Here is a 15191-nt window from a genome sequence, read left to right as displayed (position 1 = left end):
ATGGTTGTGATTCGTGCTGGCACCACCTGGGGTTCGGGTGGTGCCACGCTGTTTCCCGGTGCGCTCGCCGCGAGAGTCTGGTGCCACCGGCGGGACCGCTCGGGTGCCCACCACCGCTTACCAGCAAGGGGAGTTGTGCCATGCACAGCAGCAACGAGTCCGTTCCCGCTGGTCTGACCGCCCGCACCGCCCGCTCCGCCCGCTCCGGCCGCTCCGGCCGCGTGGCGCGGCGGCGGGGGCTGCTGCTCGCCTCGGCGTTGCTGGCCGGGGTGACCATGGTCGCGTCGGCCGGGGTCGCCTCGGCGCGGCCGGTCGGTGCCGGGCCGCTCGCCGGCGTTTCGGTGGCCGGCGCGGGCCAGGGGGCCCGGGTGGTGCTGCCCGCGCCCACCGGGCCGCACCAGGTCGGCACCGTCTCGCTCCATCTGGTCGACACCTCCCGGGCGGACCCCTGGGTCGCCTCGCAGCCCTTCCGCGAGCTGATGGTCACCATCCGCTACCCGGCCCGGGACGCGGCGCGCTACCCGCTCGCCCCGCAGCTGCCGGCCGGGGTGGCCGCCGCCTTCCCCGCGCAGTACCTGAACGCGGACGGTGTGCCACTGGACAAGGTCGACTGGGCGGCCACCCTCACCCATGACCACCAGGGCGCGCCGGTGGATCGCAGCGGCGGCCCGCTCCCGGTGGTGCTCTATTCGCCGGGGGCCGGCGATCCCGCCGCGCTGAACAGCACGATGGCCGACGACCTCGCCTCGCAGGGCTACCTGGTGGTGAGCATCGACCACACCTACGAGGCCCCGGCGGTGGAGTTCCCCGGTGGTCGGGTCGTCACCAGCGTGATGCGCCAGCAGGCCGCCGCCGTCGGAAGCGACCCGGTCAAGCTGACCGCGCTGCTGCGCAAGCTGGTCGCGGTCCGGGTGGCCGACACCCGCTTCGTGCTCGACCAGCTGGACGCGCTGGCCGCCGGGCACAATCCGGACGCCGAGCAGCGGCAGCTGCCGCGCGGGCTCCTTGGCGCCCTCGACCCGAACCGGATCGGCATGTTCGGGCAGTCCGGCGGCGGCTTCACCGCGGCCCAGGCGATGCACGACGACCCGCGGATCAAGGCCGCCGCCGACCTGGACGGCCTCCTCGGCTACGTCGGGGACGACTCCGACCCCGCCAACCCGGGCACGGCCGCCACCGACGGGCTGGACCGCCCGATGCTGCTGATGGGCAGTCAGGGCGACGACCATCACACCAACCCCTCCTGGGGCGCCCTGTGGCAGCACAGCACCGGCTGGCACCGCGACCTGACGCTGAGCGGCTCCACCGAGACGACGTACACCGACAAGGAGTCGATGCTGCCGCAGATCGCCCGGCAGTTGAACCTCCCGCCGGCCACCGTCACCGACGCCCTCGGCACGATCCCGCCCGAGCGCGCCGTGGCCGCCGAGCGGGCCTACCTCACCTCGTTCTTCGACCGCTGGCTGCGCGGCCAGGACGACCACCTGCTCGACCACCCCTCCGCCGCCTACCCTGACGTGCAGTTCGTGCGGTAGCGAGACAGCTGCCGCCCCGCCGTCCTGTCGCCCTGTCGTCCCCCTGAGAGGCGTTCCCGCCATGGCCACCGTGCTCATCCCGCTCCCGCGCCAGGACTTCGACCCCTCCGAGGTGGCCGTCCCCTGGCAGACCCTGACCGGTCTCGGGCACCGGGTGCTGTTCGCCACCCCGGACGGTGGCCCGGCGAGCGCGGACGAGTTGATGCTGACCGGGCGCGGGCTCGACCCCTGGGGGCGGGTGCCGGGGCTGTCGCGGATCGTTCTGGTGGGGCGGGTGCTGCGGGCCAACCGCGACGCGCTGACGGCGTATCGGGCCATGGAGCGGGACGCGGCTTTCCGCGCGCCGCTGAGCTGGGAGCAGGCCGGGCAGGACGGGTTCGACGGGGCGGACGGGGTGGACGGGCTGCTGCTGCCGGGCGGCCACCGGGCTCGCGGGATGCGCGCCTACCTGGAGAGCGAGCTCCTCCAGCGGCTGGTGGTCGGTGCCTTCCAGCGCGACCTGCCGGTCGGCGCGATCTGCCACGGTGTGCTGCTCGCCGCCCGCAGCGTCGACCCCGCCACCGGGCGCTCGGTGCTCCACGGCCGGCGGACCACCGCGCTGACCTGGAGCCTGGAGGGCCGCGCCTGGTCGGTGGCGCGCCGCACCCGGTTCTGGGACCCGGACTACTACCGCACCTACCGCGAGGCACCCGGCCAGCCGGCCGGCTACCTGTCCGTCCAGCAGGAGGTGACCAGGGCGCTGGCCGGCCCGGCCGACTTCCTCGATGTCCCGGCCGGGGCCCCGCACGCCGCTCGGAAGAGCGACGGGCGCCACCGGGACAGCGTGGCGGACGACCGCCCGGCCTTCGTGGTGCGCGACGGCCGTTACGTATCCGCCCGCTGGCCCGGCGACGTGCACGCCTTCGCGGCCGCGTTCGCCGAGCTGCTGGCGGAGGGTCAGCGCTGAGGCCCGGCGTGCAGCCAGGCCAGCACCTCGGCGTAGAAGGCGTCGCGGGCCCGGGGCTGGTCGTCCCCGAGCAGGTTGTCGCCGACCGGGTAGCCGCGTGACTGGAGGTAGTACGAGATGAGCGCCAAGGCGGGACGGAACCCGGCCAGTCGCTCCTGCGGGATCGTGATCGCCGTACCGGGCACCGCCGGGGTGATGGTGTCGCGCTCGTAGATCGCGTCGAGCGAGAGGATCTTCCAGACGCCGTCACGGCGCTCCACGCGGTAGTTGAGCCGGGTCCGGGAGACGAGGTCGACGAGGACGCCGTCGATGGTGACCCGGAACTCGACGCCTGTCGGGGCCTCGACGTACCCCCGGTCGCCGACGACGTGGACGACCGGCGGGGACATCCGGTGCACGCTCGTGTCGCCTCGCCCGATCATGTTCCGCGAGCCGGCGATGAAGCCCGGGCCGCTGCCGTTGTACCAGCTGAGGTGCACCCGGGAGTCCGGCCAGTAGGCCGCCTCCAACTGCTCCCACCAGCCCCGGTCACGGCCTTGACGCTCGTGCAGGATGAGCTGGGTGATCCGTTCGGTGTCGCTCATGACGCCCCCTCAGGTCCGCGCTCACGCGCGCTGATTACCTTTCGTGAAAGGTAACTCGAAAGCAATTAGGATGCCAGTGCAAGGAGGCGGCGCCGGCGAAGGAGGCCTGATGAGCGAGCGGGACCGGGTGGACGCGCTGACCGCGTCCTGGCAGGCGCAGGGTCCCGATGTCGTGCAGTCGGGAGCGGCGGCAGCAGCAGACTGCTGGGACGAGTTCAAGCTGGTCAAGCGGGTCGCCCGGCTGCACGTCCTGCTCGAGGAGGTGCTGCTGGAGCGGCTGCGCCCCTACAGTCTCAGCAAGGCCGAGTACGACATCCTCAGCACGCTGCGGTCGGTCGGCACCCCCTATCGGCTGCGGCCGTCCGAACTCGCCGACCGCATCCTGATGACCTCGGGCGGCACGAGCAACGCACTCCGCCGCCTCGCCGCGCGCGGCCTGGTGAGCCGTGCCGTGGACCCCGCCGACGCCCGCTCGTCGCCGGCCTGCCTGACGGACGCCGGAGCAGACCTCGCGCTGGAGGTCGTCCGCGAGGTGGTCGGTGCCCAGACCGCGCTGCTGCGCCGGGGAGCCGGTCCGGGTGGCGGGACCGGCGATGCGAGTGAGGCCCTGCGCGCGGTGCTCATCGCTCTCGGCGACACCGCGCCCCGGGCGAGGACCGGCGTTCGGGAATGACCAGCCGCACGACCTCGCCCTGCCGTAGTTCGCGGATGCGGGACTCATCGCGCTGCGCCGAGTCAGGACGGCGGGGTCAGGTCAGCGGGGTCAGGTCAGCGAGTAGCCGCCGTGGATGCGGAAGAAGGTGGCGGTGGCCGGGGGTGCGCACGTGGTGGCGACCGGCGGGGCCGCCGGGTTCTGGTAGTCCGGAATGCCTGACCAACCGACCTTGGCGGGGCTGGACTTGTCGAGAGGGACGCTGAAGCTGGTCTCGGGGTGCCAGGAGTTGGCCGCCGGGGTCGGCTGGGCGGTGCCCGGCGGGACGAGGAAGGTGAGGGAGGCCACGGTTCCGGTGACGGTGGCCGTGGCGGCGGTGGGGCTGGTGGGGCCGGTGGTGGTGAGGCAGTCGACGTTGACCTCGATCCGTACCGTGCCCTGCCAACTGCCCTTCGGGTCAAGGAAGACGTGCTGGATGGTGGCGTGGCCGAAGGGCTGACCGCTGGCGCGTCCGGGGGTGGCAGGGGTGCGGGCGTCGATGGCCAGGGTGAGGTGCCCGAACCCGCTGGGGACGGTGGCGGACGGGCTGAGCAGGCTCCAGCCGCGCAGGCTCAGCATGGCGGGTTCGGGCTCGGGTGCGGCTGAGGCGGCCGGGGCGGTGACGGCGGCTGCGGTGGTTGCGAGGGCGATGGTCAGCAGAAGCTTGCGCATCATCAACTCCGTTGGTGCTCGGGGTGGTTGTCGTGTCGCCTCACGATCGCAGGAGTGGAGGGCCTCGGACGTCCATCGCAGGAAGGGTCACCTTCACTCGCGCGGGGGAGTGGGGTTCGGGTGTCGGCGGGATCGCAGACCTCTTCCCGTGGCGTTGTGACGCAGCTCACGTCAGATGCAGAACCTGCGCGCCGCTGCGGCCGTCTGGCTGGTGTGAGATCACGCAGGAAAGCACCGGACGAGCTGGACGAGGAAGGCCTCCTCCGGCTGGTGGCCAGAGGCGACCGCAGGGCGTTCGACGAGTTGTACCGGCGCACGTCGCCGTGGCTGGCGGTGCGGCTGCGCCGCCGCTGCGCGGACGAGCAGATCGTCGCCGAGGTCATGCAGGAGACCTATCTGGCGGTGTGGCGCGCGGCCGGCGCGTTCGCCGGGAGTGCGGTCGGTGGGACGGCTGTCGGCTGGCTGTGGACGATCGCGGCGCGCCGCCTCGTCGACGCGTTCCGGCGCCGTGCCCACCACGCCGAACCGCCGGTCGCCGCCGCCGAGCGGTCGGTGGCGCCGGCAGCGGAGGACGAGGCACTCGCCGGGAGCGTCGGCGGCGACGTCGGCGACGCGCTACGGCAACTGGCGCCGGAACTCCGACAGGTACTGCAGGCGATGGTGCTCGACGGGCTCACCGTCCGGGAGACCGCCGTCCTGCTCAGACTGCCCGAAGGCACGGTCAAGACCCGTGCCCGCCGGGCCAGGATCGCGATGCGGGAGGCGCTGGCATGAGCGCGGAACATGCGTCGGTGCGGTTGATCGACGACTACGCACGTGGTGACACGGAGCTGGCCGCGGACACGGTGTGGGCGCTGGAGGCCCATCTGGAGACGTGCGCGCTGTGTCGGGGCCGCCTGTCGGCCTCGGTGGCCACCGAGGCGCCTGACATCGCCGCGCTCCTCGACACCGTCCGGGCCGGTCTGGAGCCGCAGCTGGACGCGGCCGTCCGGGCGCCCGCACGGCGGTACCGCCCGCGGTGGGTGTCGGCCTGGCTGACACCGGTCATGGCCCCGTGGCTGGCCATGACCGTCGCGGTCACCCTGCTGGCGCTGCTGCTGGACGCCGGCGGGTCGCCGATGCTCCTAGGTGGGGCCTCGCCCATGGCAGTGATCGCGCCCGTGCTGCCGCTCTGCGCTGTCGCCGCATCGTGGTCGCGCGCCCTGGACCCGGCGCACGAACTGACGGCCTCGACCGCCCGCGCCGGTCTGCCCCTGCTCCTTCGGCGCACCACAGCGGTCCTGGCCGTGGTCGTGCCCGTCCTCCTGGTGGAGGGATGGCTGACCGGAGCCACCACGGCCGCGCAGTGGCTGCTGCCCTCCTTGGCCTTCACCTCCGCCGCCCTGGCACTGGGCAGCATCATCGGCGTGACCCGCGCCGCCGCCGCGCTGGTGGCCACCTGGGTCGCCGTCATCGCGGCACCCGCATGGCCCGCCGGCCGCGTTCCCGTTGCCCTGCAGCCGCACCAACTTCCGCTGTGGGCACTGCTTCTCGCGCTCGGCACCGGCGCGGTGATCGCCCGCAGAAACGCCTACTCAGCGCTGTGAAACCATCGCCGACCCTCGAAAGGCACCATCGGATGACACTCACGACGAGCGCGGCCGACACCGCGCCGAAGACCTACGCCTGGGAGATCCAGGCCACCGGCCTGAAAGTGCGGGCCGGGCGGAAGAAGATGGCCGTCGACGGGCTCGATCTGTCCCTGGGCATCGGCACCCACGGCCTGCTGGGACCCAACGGTGCGGGGAAGACCACCCTGATCCGGGCCCTGGCCACCGTGCTGCGCCCCGCCGAGGGCGAACTGGAGCTGCTCGGCAGCCCGGTGGGCGGGGTGGGCGACCAGCGGTCGCTGCGCCGCCGGATCGGCTACCTGCCGCAGGAGTTCGGCTACTACAAGCGCTTCACGGTGCGAGAGTTCGTCGAGTACATGGCCTGGTTGAAGGAGGTTCCGAAGGCGGACATCCCCGCGGCCGTCCAGCGGGCGGTGGAACGAGTGGGCCTGGCGGACCGGGCCGACCAGCGGATGAAGACGCTGTCCGGCGGCATGGTGCGGCGGGCCGGCATCGCCCAGGCCATCGTCAACGACCCCGCCCTGCTGCTGTTGGACGAGCCGACCGCCGGCCTGGACCCGGCGCAGCGGCTGCGCTTCCGCGAGCTGCTGCAGGAGTTGGGCCGCGAGGCCTGCGTGGTCGTCTCCACCCACCTGGTCGAGGACGTCGCGGCCGCCTGCTCCGACGTGGTGCTCTTCGCCGACGGACGCCTCGTCTTCCAGGGCCCCCCGGAGGTCCTGGCGGCGGCGGGCGGCTCCGAGCACCCGGGCGACAGCCCGCTGGAGCGCGGCTACTCGGCGCTGCTCCACAACTCCGAGCAGCAGGGGGGTACCTGGTGAACGGGCGTGTCCTGGGCATCGAGCTCAAGCGATCGGTCGCCCCGTGGCCCGGCCTCGTCGTGCTCGGAGGCAGCCTGGCGATCCTCTTCCTGGTCAACGGAATCTGGTGGCAGGGCACCGCTGGGTGGACTGCCCAGTGGACCACCATGGCCATGTGGACCCGGTACTGGCTCGCCTACTGGTGGCCACTGGCGGCGGGCCTGGGGGCGGTGTACGGGCTGCGCGACTCCCGTTCGCGGATGACCGAACTGCTGACGACCACGCCGCGGCCGGCCTGGCGCCGTGCGGCGCTGCCGGCCGGTGCGATGGCGCTCGCGGTGGCGTCGGGCTTCGCCCTCGTCGTCCTCGTGGGCGCGGTCCGCGTGGCCCTGGGCCCCACCACCTACCTGCCCTTCGGCTGGCTGCCGATCTCGCTGGTGGCGGCGCTGGCCCTGGTGGCGGCGGCCGTGTTCGGCATGGGCGTCGCGCGGGCCGTGCCCTCCGTGCTCACCCCGCCGGCCCTGGTGGTGTTCCTCCTCATGACGGCCGTGCTCCTGCGCCAGAACATGGACGGGACACTGCCCTCAGGCATCGCGCCGAACCGGCTCGCCCTGCTGTCCCCGGCGGTCGTGGAGCCGCGGGACATGCTGCTGACCCTGTCCGGCTCCGTGCACCTCGGCCAGACGCTCTGGCTGCTCGGCCTGCTCGCCACCGGTTTCGCACTGCTGTCGGCCGCGACCCGCCGGGCCCGGCTGCTCGCGGTCGCTCCGGTGCTGGCCGGTGCGGCCCTGGCTCTGCTGATCCTCCCGGCCGCTCCGCGCGACAGCTACGTCGTCGACAAGACCGCCGCTGGCCTGGTCTGCGACGGTCCGGTGTGCGTGACCCGGGCGAACCGCTCACACCTGCCCGACCTCGCGCCGCGCGGCAAGGAGGCGCTGCGCGTGCTGCGTGACGCCCTGGGCGACCAGGCGCCGACCTCGGTGCGGGAGGAGACCGCGCTGCGCGCACTCGGCGACAACCGCGAACTCTCCAGTGACGCGGTGCTGATCAACTTCGAGGACCCGCTGATCGCCCATGCGACAGGCGAGGATCTGACCCGCGCACTGGTCGCCCAGGGCCTGGCACCGAACTGCGGACCGAGCACCGTCTGGGAGGGCAACGGGCAGGTCGACCTCCCCGCGCAGAGCATCGCCGCGAGCTGGGCCCTCGGCGATCACCAGCTCGAACCGCTGCGGAAGCCGGACACCGACCAGTACTCGCAGCGCACCTGGGCGAGTGCCGACGCCGCCTGGGAGAAGCTGATGGCCCTGCCGCCGGCCGAGCAGCGCTCGCGGATCGCCCAGGTGCATGCCGCCGCGCTCTCCTGCGAGGACGACCTCGCGGTGCTGACGGGGGAGGCATCCGCATGAGGTGGCTGTTGCTGTACGCGTATTCACGGCAGGTGCCCACCTCGGCCGCCGCGGTCACGCTCGTCGGGCTGGCGGTGTGGGCCCTCGACCAGGACAGCGGCAAGGGCCCGGCGCAGGTGTGGATCGCGCTCCTGTTTCTCACCGCGAGCGTGGCGGCCGCTTCCATCGGGCTCGGTGGGCAGGACGCCGCGCTGGACCGGACGGCCGCGATCCGGTGGATGCCCCGGCGGGCGGCGCACCTGCTGCTGATCGGCGCGGTCGCCGGGGCGGCGCTGCTGGCGGTCCAGGCGGCGGGGCCGAACCTCGCCCCTGCCGCGCTCGTCGTCCGGGACAGCGCGGGCCTGGTGGGCCTGGCCGCGCTCGGGGCGGTGCTGTGCGGGGCACCGTTCGCCTGGGCCCTGCCGACCGCCTGGCTCGGGTTCACCCTCCTCGGCCCGGCGCTGCCCGGCATCGCGGGAGAGGTGGCCGGTTGGATGATCCTCCTCCCCGCCACGACGGCGTCCACCGCGACCGCGTGGGCCCTGTTTGCGACCGGCACCTTGCTGTACGCCGTAGCGGGACCGCGACGGTAACGGGAGGTAGTCGGTGTAGTAGGGGTCGAGGTCGAGGGCGAGAAGGCCGCTCGGCCCAGCTGCTGGAAGCGGACCGGCGCGGTGGGCTCGGCCGACTTCGCGTCCTCGCGGACAAAACCCAACTCGTGCACCACAAGTGTGCCCTGGCTCACGTCACTCCCCTGTGTGATGGACACCCGGGCGCCCCGGGAACCGGGGCACCTGGGCAGGACCTGCCGCGCTACCGTCAGGCGGCGCGGTAGTACGGGGTGTCACACGGGGCGGAGGTGAGGCGCACGTCCCCGCTGCGGCGGACGGTGATATCTCGCCGGGCTGGCCGGACCGACCCCAAACCGGCTCCGAGGCAGGGACTTTGGGCCGGGCCGGTGAGGTCGTCCGGGTTCCGTCAGGTGCGCGGGGGCGCGGGATCCGGGTGGCCGCAACGAGGGCAGCGGCAGCGCGGCCAGACGTCGGGGAGCGGGCGGGTGTCAGGCTCGTCGGACCAGATCCGGCGGGAGGAGAGGTTGACGCGTCGGCCGGCGGCGGTGATCCGGTAGACGTGCAGAGTCATGACGCTCTTTTTCGTGCTCTTCTTCATGGGTGGTTCAATTCCGCTCGCAGAGAGGGCAGTTCGGCCAGCCCAGTGGGCACGACGGAACCCCGGACGACCCGGCCCGTGCAGTGCGCGTGAGCGGCGATGTGATCGGTGATCGCGGTGAGCGTACGGACGCCGCAACCACCGATCTCGATGTGCGCCCCGGCGCGCGTGACGGTGATCCGGGCACCGCCCTCCAGGGCCACCAGCGGCGGAAGTCCGGCCAGCGCGAGGGCGTCCACCAGGGCGGCGACGGCGCGTTCGGCGGCTTCCCGCAGCTCGCGCGGGTCGCGGTCTCCGGTGGGGTCAACGCTGCTGCTGGGCACGGGCGTTCAGGCCGTCGCGGAGCAGGGCGGTCAACTCGTCGGCCACATCGGGGCGGACTCGCCCGAGGGTGACGAGGTAGTGGCCGGTGATGGTGGGCCAGTCCACGCCGAGGGAGGGGATGGTGATGTCGGCCTCGGTGAGGATGGCGGTCAGGGCGGCGGCGGAGGTGATGGCGCGCTGCTCGGAGGGGTCGATGGGGGTGGTGGATCGTGCGGCCATGGTGCTGTCTCCTTGGCGGTCCCGGGTGGCCGGGCCTGCTGAGTGTGCGGATGGCTTTGTGCGGAGGGCAGCGTCGTAGGTAAGACAGTTGACGGTCCGTCGACGCGCTGTCCGGCATGGAACACGCTAGGGCACTGGGGGCCAATATTGCTACCGATTCGGTAGTCGCTCGTTCGGGTGAGTCTGCCGGCGGCCCCGCCAGCCGCCCGGGTTGGACCTGCTCAGTCGTTGGGCGGCAGACTGTCAGCACCCGTCGAGGAAGGAACGCCGGATCGCATGCCACCCCGACTGTCACCGACTGTCCGTCAGCAGCGCCTGGGCATCGAGCTGCGCAGGATGCGTGAGTACGCGGGAATGACCCCGCAGGCCATGGCGGCGGCACTCGGTACCGATGCCCCGAAGATCAGCCAGATGGAGTCAGGCAAGGCCGGGATCAGTCCTGAGCGGCTTCGGTCCTGGGCTATCGCCAGTAAATGCACTGATGACGGGTTGATCGGTGCGCTTGTGGCCATGACGCAGGATCGCGGAAAGCGGTGGTTCGATGAGTATCGAGGCCGCCTCCCCGCCGGTTTTCTTGACATCGCGGAGATGGAGTACCACTCCGATGCCGAGAGAGGTCTGATCAGCTGGGCAACGACCTATATTCCCGGGCTGACGCAGACGGGGTCTTATGCCGGTGCCGTCTTCGCGCGCATCAGGCCTCCGCTCCCCAGGCATGAGGTCGACGCCCGCACCGCGTTCCGCGTGCAGCGCCAGCGGGTCGTGCTCGACGGCAAGCCATACGTGGCATATATCCACGAGGCAGCCCTGCGGATGCAGTTCGGCGGTCCAGCTGTGCTGCGTGGCCAGCTGAAGAGCCTCCTGGAGGACTCGGAACGCCCCAACGTCACCGTCCGCGCGATCCCGTTCGATGTGGATACCTTCCCGGGAGCTGGAGAGAACCTCGCCCTGGCCGCAGGTGCGGTCCCGGAGCTTGACACGGTGCAGATCGACTTGACCCAGGGCCCGCAGTTCATCCATGCCGAAGCGGAGTTGCGGACCTATCGCAGCATGGCTGCGGAGGTTGACGGTACGGCGCTCTCACCGGATGCTTCCCGCGATTTTATCCATAAGCTCATGCAAGACTTGAAAGGCTGAGATCCATGACCCCTTGGCAGAAGTCGTCGTTCAGCGGAAATTCTAATGAATGCATCGAGGTTCGCACGGTCGACGGAATGGTCGAGGTTCGCGAGTCCGATTCTGCTGAAATTATCGTTCGAACCACCCCGAAGAAGTGGGCGCGATTCCTGCTCGGTGCGCAGAACGGGGAATTCGACAGCCACGGAGACTTCTCCGCCTGACGCCGCAGCCTCAGCCTGTCCGGCGTTCCGCGAGGCGTTCGCGGAGGCGGGCATGGCGGAACTGGTAGGCCGGGCCGACCTGGCGCAGCACGCCGAGGCGGTGGGCGTCGGCCAGGAAGTCCGACAGGTGCCAGGGGAGGCGGCCGCTGAGGGCGTGGTGGAGGTGGGCGTGGCGGTAGGCGAACCATGAGGTGCGGACCAGCCCGAGCGCCGCGCCCAGCATGCCGGCCTCGATGGCGACCACGGTCATGCCGACCCAGGCGTCCGACCAGGCCAGCGACATGCCCGCACCCAGGATGGAGAAGAAGAGCGCGCTGCCGACTGTCGACAGCAGACCGACCCCGAGGGCGGGCCTCAGCGCGCTCCGTCGGCCGCGTGCCAACGCCTTTGCCGGATCGGCCAGTTCGTCCCGCTTGATCGGCGCGGTCAGCAGGTTGAACAGCCACTGGATGGCGACGCTACCGGCGAGCGCTCCGAAGGACGCCAGCGGGAAGAGGTTCGGCATCGGCTCTGACCGGTGCGCGGACCAGCGGACGAACGCGATGCCGTTGGCTGCTGCCCAGAGCAGCCAGCAGCAGAGCAGAACCGCTCCCCAGGGGCGGCGCAGCAGTGCGCCGAGCACGGCGGGGGCCGGTCGTTCGGTGGTACGGAGCACCGCCGGCCTGATGGCCCTTCCGCGAGCCCCGGCGGCCCCGGCGCTTCCCCCGATCGAGAAGCCGGCGAGGCTGCCGCCGAGCAGCAGAACACCCCACGGTAGGTCCTGGTACGGCTGGCCGATCGCGAGGAGGTCCGCCGCCAGCAGCAGGATTGTGAGCAGCAAGGCGGCCGTCCCGGTCAGCAGCGCCCGTCGCCACCAGGCGACCCGCTGGTACAGCTGCCACCACGGGAGGTCATCCGCCTGGCGGAGTGTCAGATCGGCGGCCAGGAAGCCGAGCCAGCGCTCGGCGCGGTCGACTCCCCAACAGCGTCGCCGCGCTCCCGGTGCTCCCGGTGCATCGGTGAACACGCTCGGCAGCAGGCCGTCGAGCAGGTGGTTCTCCAGCTCGCGGACCTCGGTGAAGGCCAGCAGCCGTGCCGGGTCCGCATGGTCGGTGCCGTGGACCGCGCGGATCAGGCCGAGCATCAGGGGGCTGGTCGAGACGGTCAGCAGCGGCCCCGGCAGCTCGCCGGCCAGGACCGCGAAGACCGGCTGCCACGGCGCGTGCCGCTGCGGCGGCACCACCGCCTCCAGGTAGGCGAGTGCGTCCTGCGGCGTCACCGGCTGCGCCCGCACCACGGCGGCGGACCGCAGCACGCCGCCGGTGTAGTCGGCGGTCCGGCAGGTCAGGATCAGCGGGGTGGTGCCCGCCGCGCCCTCGTTCAGCCGGTCGAGTGCGGCGGCCCGGCGCTGCGGTGACATCTCGTCGAGCCCGTCCAGCACCGGCATGACCAGCTGGGCGTCGAGCAGCAGCTGCCGTGGCGCCGTCGGGTAGTCCTCGGCCAGCCGGGCCGCCAGCCAGGCCTGGAAGTGTTCCCGCAGCGGATCCCAGGAGCCCAGCGAGAGCAGCACCGGCACCGGGTCGTCGGCCATCCGGTCCGTCAGCAGGCGCAGCGTCAGCAGCACCGCCACGCTCGACTTGCCCGACCCGGCCTCGCCGAGCAGCACCAGCCGCTGCTTCGGCAGTGCCAGGAAGGCCGCCGCGAACGCGGCCAGATCGCCCGCCCGCGCCTGCTCGAGCTGCCCGGCCAGCCGCACGTGGTCGCCGTACTCGGCCTGGGCGTCCACCCAGCGGGTGGAGAGCGGCACCGGGTCGAGCAGTCCGCGCAGTCCGGCCTCACGGGACCACTGGAGGTGGACCATCCGCGCGAACCGGCGGGCGGCCTGCTCCTCCTCGCTGAGCGGCGGGGCGACGTAGCTGATCGGCCCGGTGATGCTGCCCGCCTGCACCACGAACTCGGCGCGGCCGTGGAACTCGTTGTGCACGTGCTGTGCCACGCCTCAGCCCCGCTGCAGCACGCGGGTCGCGCCGGTCACCGCCGTCGTCGCCAGCAGCCAGCCGGTCATCACCAGCCCCGCGCTCAGCCACTGGCTGAAGCCGGCCGGTGCCCAGCCGTCCTGGCCCAGGTTGACGATCGGCAGCACCAGGCTGGCGGAGTACAGCGCGGCGTTCCAGTGCGGGTGTTCGTCCACCTTGACCGGTGGCGGCTGGTGGCCGGCGAACCAGAGGGTGCCCAGCAGCCAGGCGGCGACCAGCCAGGCCGCCGCCCGGCCCGGGCGGTAGCCGTAGCCCACCGTGATGTCCTGGAAGCGGCACCAGAACCGGCTCAGCAGCGGCAGGTTCTGACTGCGGCGGTGCTGCTTGGCGTACTGCACCTCGCGGGCGTCCTCGTCGAGGCCGTCGCGGCGCAGGGCGGCGGCCAACTGCTCGTAGGGCTCGGGGTGGTAGGCGTCCAGCGCGTGGTCCAGCCAGCTGATCCGCTGGGCGATGGTGAAGGCGGTGCCCTCCGGCGGGCGCAGGTTCTCGTAGGCGAAGCCGGTCAGCCGGACCCGGTGGTTGGTGGGCCAGGCGCCGGGGGAGTCGACCAGGTTGCCGATCCGGGCCCGGGAGAGGGCGACCGTGCCGGTGGGCGGGGTCGGGCAGGTGAAGCGCAGTTCGGGGGTCTGGATCCGGCGCAGCGACAGTTCCTGGTCCTCGCCCAGGTGGAACTCGGCGTTGGTGATCAGGCAGGCGGACTCGAAGCGGGCGTCCTCCAGGCGGACCCCGCCGAAGGCGCGGAACGGCAGGGTGCGGCTGCCGAGCGCGGCCGGCTCGCCGAAGCCCTGGGCGTACATGTCGCCGAACTCGCTGCCCTGCGCCATCGGCTCGCCGGTCTCGGCGGCCGGGCGCGGCGCCGGTACCGGCGGTGCGTCCTGGGCATCCGGAGCCTGCGGCTCCTCGGCGCGCGGGTCCGAGCTCTGCGGCGCGCGGTAGAACGGCCCCGGGTCGCCGTTGCGCAGGCTGTAGACGACGCCCTGCACCGCGAGCGGATGCGTGCCGGGGTGCGGCCGGACCGGCCCGAGCGGCAGCCAGCCGGTCAGGTAGCAGGTGCTGCCGACGTTGATCCGGGCCGCGTTGAGGCAGTTGCTCTGGCCGGGGCGGGCGTGCAGCTCGGCGCCGCGCAGCGAGAGCCGGCCGCCGACCTTGGCGGTGCGCAGGCTCAGGTCGCCGTAGGTGGTCAGCCGGTCGGCCTCGAAGTCCTGGTGGACCGTCAGGCCGTCGGCCGAGAACGCGTGCTTGTACTGGTCGCAGCCCGCCGTCAGGTAGTTGACGATCAGGTCGGTGCCGATCTGGGCGTCGGTCAGCCGCACCCCGAAGGGCACCACGCAGCGGGCCAGCACCAGGTCGCCGGAGGTGGTCAGCCGGGAGCCGTCCAGCCGGGGCAGCCAGCAGCCGTCGAAGCGCACGGTACCTGCCTGGGCCTCGGAGAGCAGCACGCCGGTGTCGAAGCGGCAGGCGCGCAGCTCGACGAAGTCGGTGATCCGGCCGCCCGCGAGGTCGAACCGCCCGGTGACCAGCGCGCCGGTGAGCTTGAGGCCGCGCACCGTGCCCGGCACGGCGGCGGGGCCGGCGAGCAGCAGCAGTGCGAGCACCCCGGCCCGTACGGTCCGCTCCGGGCCCCAGCTGCCCGGGGCGGCCGGATCGTCGGCGTGCCGGTCGCCGACCGACAGGTCGCAGACCGCGCCGCACCGGAAGGCGTCCCACAGCCGCCGCTCGACCGGGCTCCAGTCCGCCGGCGCCTCCGGCGCCCCCGCCATCCCCTGCGCCCCCGCCATTCCCGGCAGCCCCGTCATTGCGGCAGTCCCCCCGTTCATCCCGGTGCGCCGGCCGCCCCGGAACACCGTTCGTCCCGGTTCGTCCCGGCGTCCCCCGGCCCCTGGACGCCACCAGCCGGACG

Annotated in this window: 17 protein-coding genes; 10 read left to right on the top strand and 7 right to left on the bottom strand. The window is 72.7% G+C overall.

Annotation, left to right across the window (positions count from 1 at the left end; genetic code table 11):
* The first annotated feature begins 140 nt into the window (after positions 1–140).
* Positions 141–1535, top strand: a complete 1395-nt coding sequence (locus tag OG403_RS10235; protein WP_329563357.1) for an alpha/beta hydrolase family protein — start codon at positions 141–143, stop codon at positions 1533–1535.
* A gap of 61 nt (positions 1536–1596) precedes the next feature.
* Entirely contained in the window at positions 1597–2481 is an 885-nt protein-coding gene (locus tag OG403_RS10230; RefSeq protein ID WP_329563355.1) for a type 1 glutamine amidotransferase domain-containing protein, read from the top strand.
* Here the strand turns inward: OG403_RS10230 and OG403_RS10225 are convergent.
* The gene (locus OG403_RS10225) at positions 2472–3065 is read right to left on the bottom strand and encodes a nuclear transport factor 2 family protein (protein ID WP_329563354.1); all 594 of its coding nucleotides are present in this window, start codon (positions 3063–3065) and stop codon (positions 2472–2474) included. The genes OG403_RS10230 and OG403_RS10225 overlap by 10 nt on opposite strands.
* A 109-nt stretch (positions 3066–3174) precedes the next feature.
* On the opposite strand from OG403_RS10225, the gene OG403_RS10220 reads away from it, so the two are divergent.
* Positions 3175–3738 carry a MarR family winged helix-turn-helix transcriptional regulator gene (locus tag OG403_RS10220; protein WP_329563353.1) on the top strand — a complete coding sequence of 188 codons (564 nt, stop codon included), beginning with the start codon at positions 3175–3177 and terminating at the stop codon, positions 3736–3738.
* Between the two features lie 90 nt (positions 3739–3828).
* Here OG403_RS10220 and OG403_RS10215 read toward each other — a convergent pair whose 3' ends face one another.
* The gene (locus tag OG403_RS10215; RefSeq protein ID WP_329563351.1) at positions 3829–4428 is read right to left on the bottom strand and encodes a hypothetical protein; all 600 of its coding nucleotides are present in this window, start codon (positions 4426–4428) and stop codon (positions 3829–3831) included.
* 213 nt (positions 4429–4641) lie between these two features.
* Here OG403_RS10215 and OG403_RS10210 point away from each other — a divergent pair, with 213 nt between their 5' ends.
* Genes OG403_RS10210 through OG403_RS10190 form a run of 5 tightly spaced genes read left to right on the top strand, consistent with a single transcriptional unit; the run spans position 4642 to position 8816 of the window.
* Positions 4642–5202, top strand: coding sequence for an RNA polymerase sigma factor (locus OG403_RS10210; protein ID WP_329563349.1), 561 nt, complete (start codon positions 4642–4644; stop codon positions 5200–5202).
* Positions 5199–6014 carry a zf-HC2 domain-containing protein gene (locus OG403_RS10205; RefSeq protein ID WP_329563347.1) on the top strand — a complete coding sequence of 272 codons (816 nt, stop codon included), beginning with the start codon at positions 5199–5201 and terminating at the stop codon, positions 6012–6014. Before OG403_RS10210 ends, OG403_RS10205 begins: the two co-directional genes overlap by 4 nt.
* Positions 6015–6046: 32 nt before the next feature.
* Positions 6047–6856: an ABC transporter ATP-binding protein gene (locus OG403_RS10200; protein WP_329563345.1), complete on the top strand. Its 810-nt coding sequence runs from the start codon at positions 6047–6049 to the stop codon at positions 6854–6856.
* The gene (locus OG403_RS10195; RefSeq protein WP_329563343.1) at positions 6853–8244 is read left to right on the top strand and encodes a hypothetical protein; all 1392 of its coding nucleotides are present in this window, start codon (positions 6853–6855) and stop codon (positions 8242–8244) included. The genes OG403_RS10200 and OG403_RS10195 overlap by 4 nt, the downstream gene beginning before the upstream one ends.
* Positions 8241–8816, top strand: coding sequence for a hypothetical protein (locus OG403_RS10190; RefSeq protein WP_329563342.1), 576 nt, complete (start codon positions 8241–8243; stop codon positions 8814–8816). Before OG403_RS10195 ends, OG403_RS10190 begins: the two co-directional genes overlap by 4 nt.
* Before the next feature lie 385 nt (positions 8817–9201).
* Here the strand turns inward: OG403_RS10190 and OG403_RS10185 are convergent, their stop codons facing one another.
* Genes OG403_RS10185 through OG403_RS10175 form a run of 3 tightly spaced genes read right to left on the bottom strand, consistent with a single transcriptional unit; the run spans position 9202 to position 9936 of the window.
* Complete coding sequence (locus OG403_RS10185; protein WP_329563341.1) at positions 9202–9366, bottom strand: hypothetical protein; 165 nt, start codon at positions 9364–9366, stop codon at positions 9202–9204.
* A 23-nt stretch (positions 9367–9389) separates the two neighbouring features.
* The gene (locus OG403_RS10180; RefSeq protein WP_329563340.1) at positions 9390–9716 is read right to left on the bottom strand and encodes a hypothetical protein; all 327 of its coding nucleotides are present in this window, start codon (positions 9714–9716) and stop codon (positions 9390–9392) included.
* Positions 9697–9936 (bottom strand): hypothetical protein, encoded by a 240-nt coding sequence (locus tag OG403_RS10175; RefSeq protein WP_329563339.1) that lies wholly within the window; start codon positions 9934–9936, stop codon positions 9697–9699. The genes OG403_RS10180 and OG403_RS10175 overlap by 20 nt, the downstream gene beginning before the upstream one ends.
* A 276-nt stretch (positions 9937–10212) precedes the next feature.
* Here OG403_RS10175 and OG403_RS10170 point away from each other — a divergent pair, with 276 nt between their 5' ends.
* Together OG403_RS10170 and OG403_RS10165 are read left to right on the top strand one after the other, a co-directional pair.
* Positions 10213–11073, top strand: coding sequence for a helix-turn-helix domain-containing protein (locus tag OG403_RS10170; RefSeq protein WP_329563338.1), 861 nt, complete (start codon positions 10213–10215; stop codon positions 11071–11073).
* A 5-nt stretch (positions 11074–11078) separates the two neighbouring features.
* Entirely contained in the window at positions 11079–11276 is a 198-nt protein-coding gene (locus tag OG403_RS10165) for a DUF397 domain-containing protein (protein ID WP_329563337.1), read from the top strand.
* A 10-nt stretch (positions 11277–11286) separates the two neighbouring features.
* On the opposite strand, the gene OG403_RS10160 is transcribed toward OG403_RS10165, so the two are convergent.
* Together OG403_RS10160 and OG403_RS10155 are read right to left on the bottom strand one after the other, a co-directional pair.
* Positions 11287–13251, bottom strand: a complete 1965-nt coding sequence (locus tag OG403_RS10160; RefSeq protein ID WP_329563335.1) for a hypothetical protein — start codon at positions 13249–13251, stop codon at positions 11287–11289.
* Positions 13252–13254: 3 nt separating this feature from the next.
* On the bottom strand, positions 13255–15087 hold the full coding sequence (locus tag OG403_RS10155; protein WP_329563333.1) for an oxidoreductase: 1833 nt from the start codon (positions 15085–15087) through the stop codon (positions 13255–13257).
* Positions 15088–15191: the final 104 nt, after the last annotated feature.

The organism is Kitasatospora sp. NBC_01266, assembly GCF_036242395.1.
Lineage (GTDB): Bacteria > Actinomycetota > Actinomycetes > Streptomycetales > Streptomycetaceae > Kitasatospora.
This window is presented reverse-complemented; position numbering and strand designations above follow the sequence as displayed.

Excerpts from the sequence above, each read along its gene's own strand:
- OG403_RS10215 (WP_329563351.1), bottom strand. The coding sequence starts at position 4,428 with ATGCGCAAGCTTCTGCTGACCATCGCCCTCGCAACCACCGCAGCCGCC.
- OG403_RS10190 (WP_329563342.1), top strand. The coding sequence starts at position 8,241 with ATGAGGTGGCTGTTGCTGTACGCGTATTCACGGCAGGTGCCCACCTCG.
- OG403_RS10220 (WP_329563353.1), top strand. The coding sequence starts at position 3,175 with ATGAGCGAGCGGGACCGGGTGGACGCGCTGACCGCGTCCTGGCAGGCG.
- OG403_RS10185 (WP_329563341.1), bottom strand. The coding sequence starts at position 9,366 with ATGACTCTGCACGTCTACCGGATCACCGCCGCCGGCCGACGCGTCAAC.
- OG403_RS10175 (WP_329563339.1), bottom strand. The coding sequence starts at position 9,936 with ATGGCCGCACGATCCACCACCCCCATCGACCCCTCCGAGCAGCGCGCC.
- OG403_RS10155 (WP_329563333.1), bottom strand. The coding sequence starts at position 15,087 with ATGACGGGGCTGCCGGGAATGGCGGGGGCGCAGGGGATGGCGGGGGCG.
- OG403_RS10225 (WP_329563354.1), bottom strand. The coding sequence starts at position 3,065 with ATGAGCGACACCGAACGGATCACCCAGCTCATCCTGCACGAGCGTCAA.
- OG403_RS10170 (WP_329563338.1), top strand. The coding sequence starts at position 10,213 with ATGCCACCCCGACTGTCACCGACTGTCCGTCAGCAGCGCCTGGGCATC.
- OG403_RS10200 (WP_329563345.1), top strand. The coding sequence starts at position 6,047 with ATGACACTCACGACGAGCGCGGCCGACACCGCGCCGAAGACCTACGCC.
- OG403_RS10235 (WP_329563357.1), top strand. The coding sequence starts at position 141 with ATGCACAGCAGCAACGAGTCCGTTCCCGCTGGTCTGACCGCCCGCACC.
- OG403_RS10205 (WP_329563347.1), top strand. The coding sequence starts at position 5,199 with ATGAGCGCGGAACATGCGTCGGTGCGGTTGATCGACGACTACGCACGT.
- OG403_RS10165 (WP_329563337.1), top strand. The coding sequence starts at position 11,079 with ATGACCCCTTGGCAGAAGTCGTCGTTCAGCGGAAATTCTAATGAATGC.
- OG403_RS10230 (WP_329563355.1), top strand. The coding sequence starts at position 1,597 with ATGGCCACCGTGCTCATCCCGCTCCCGCGCCAGGACTTCGACCCCTCC.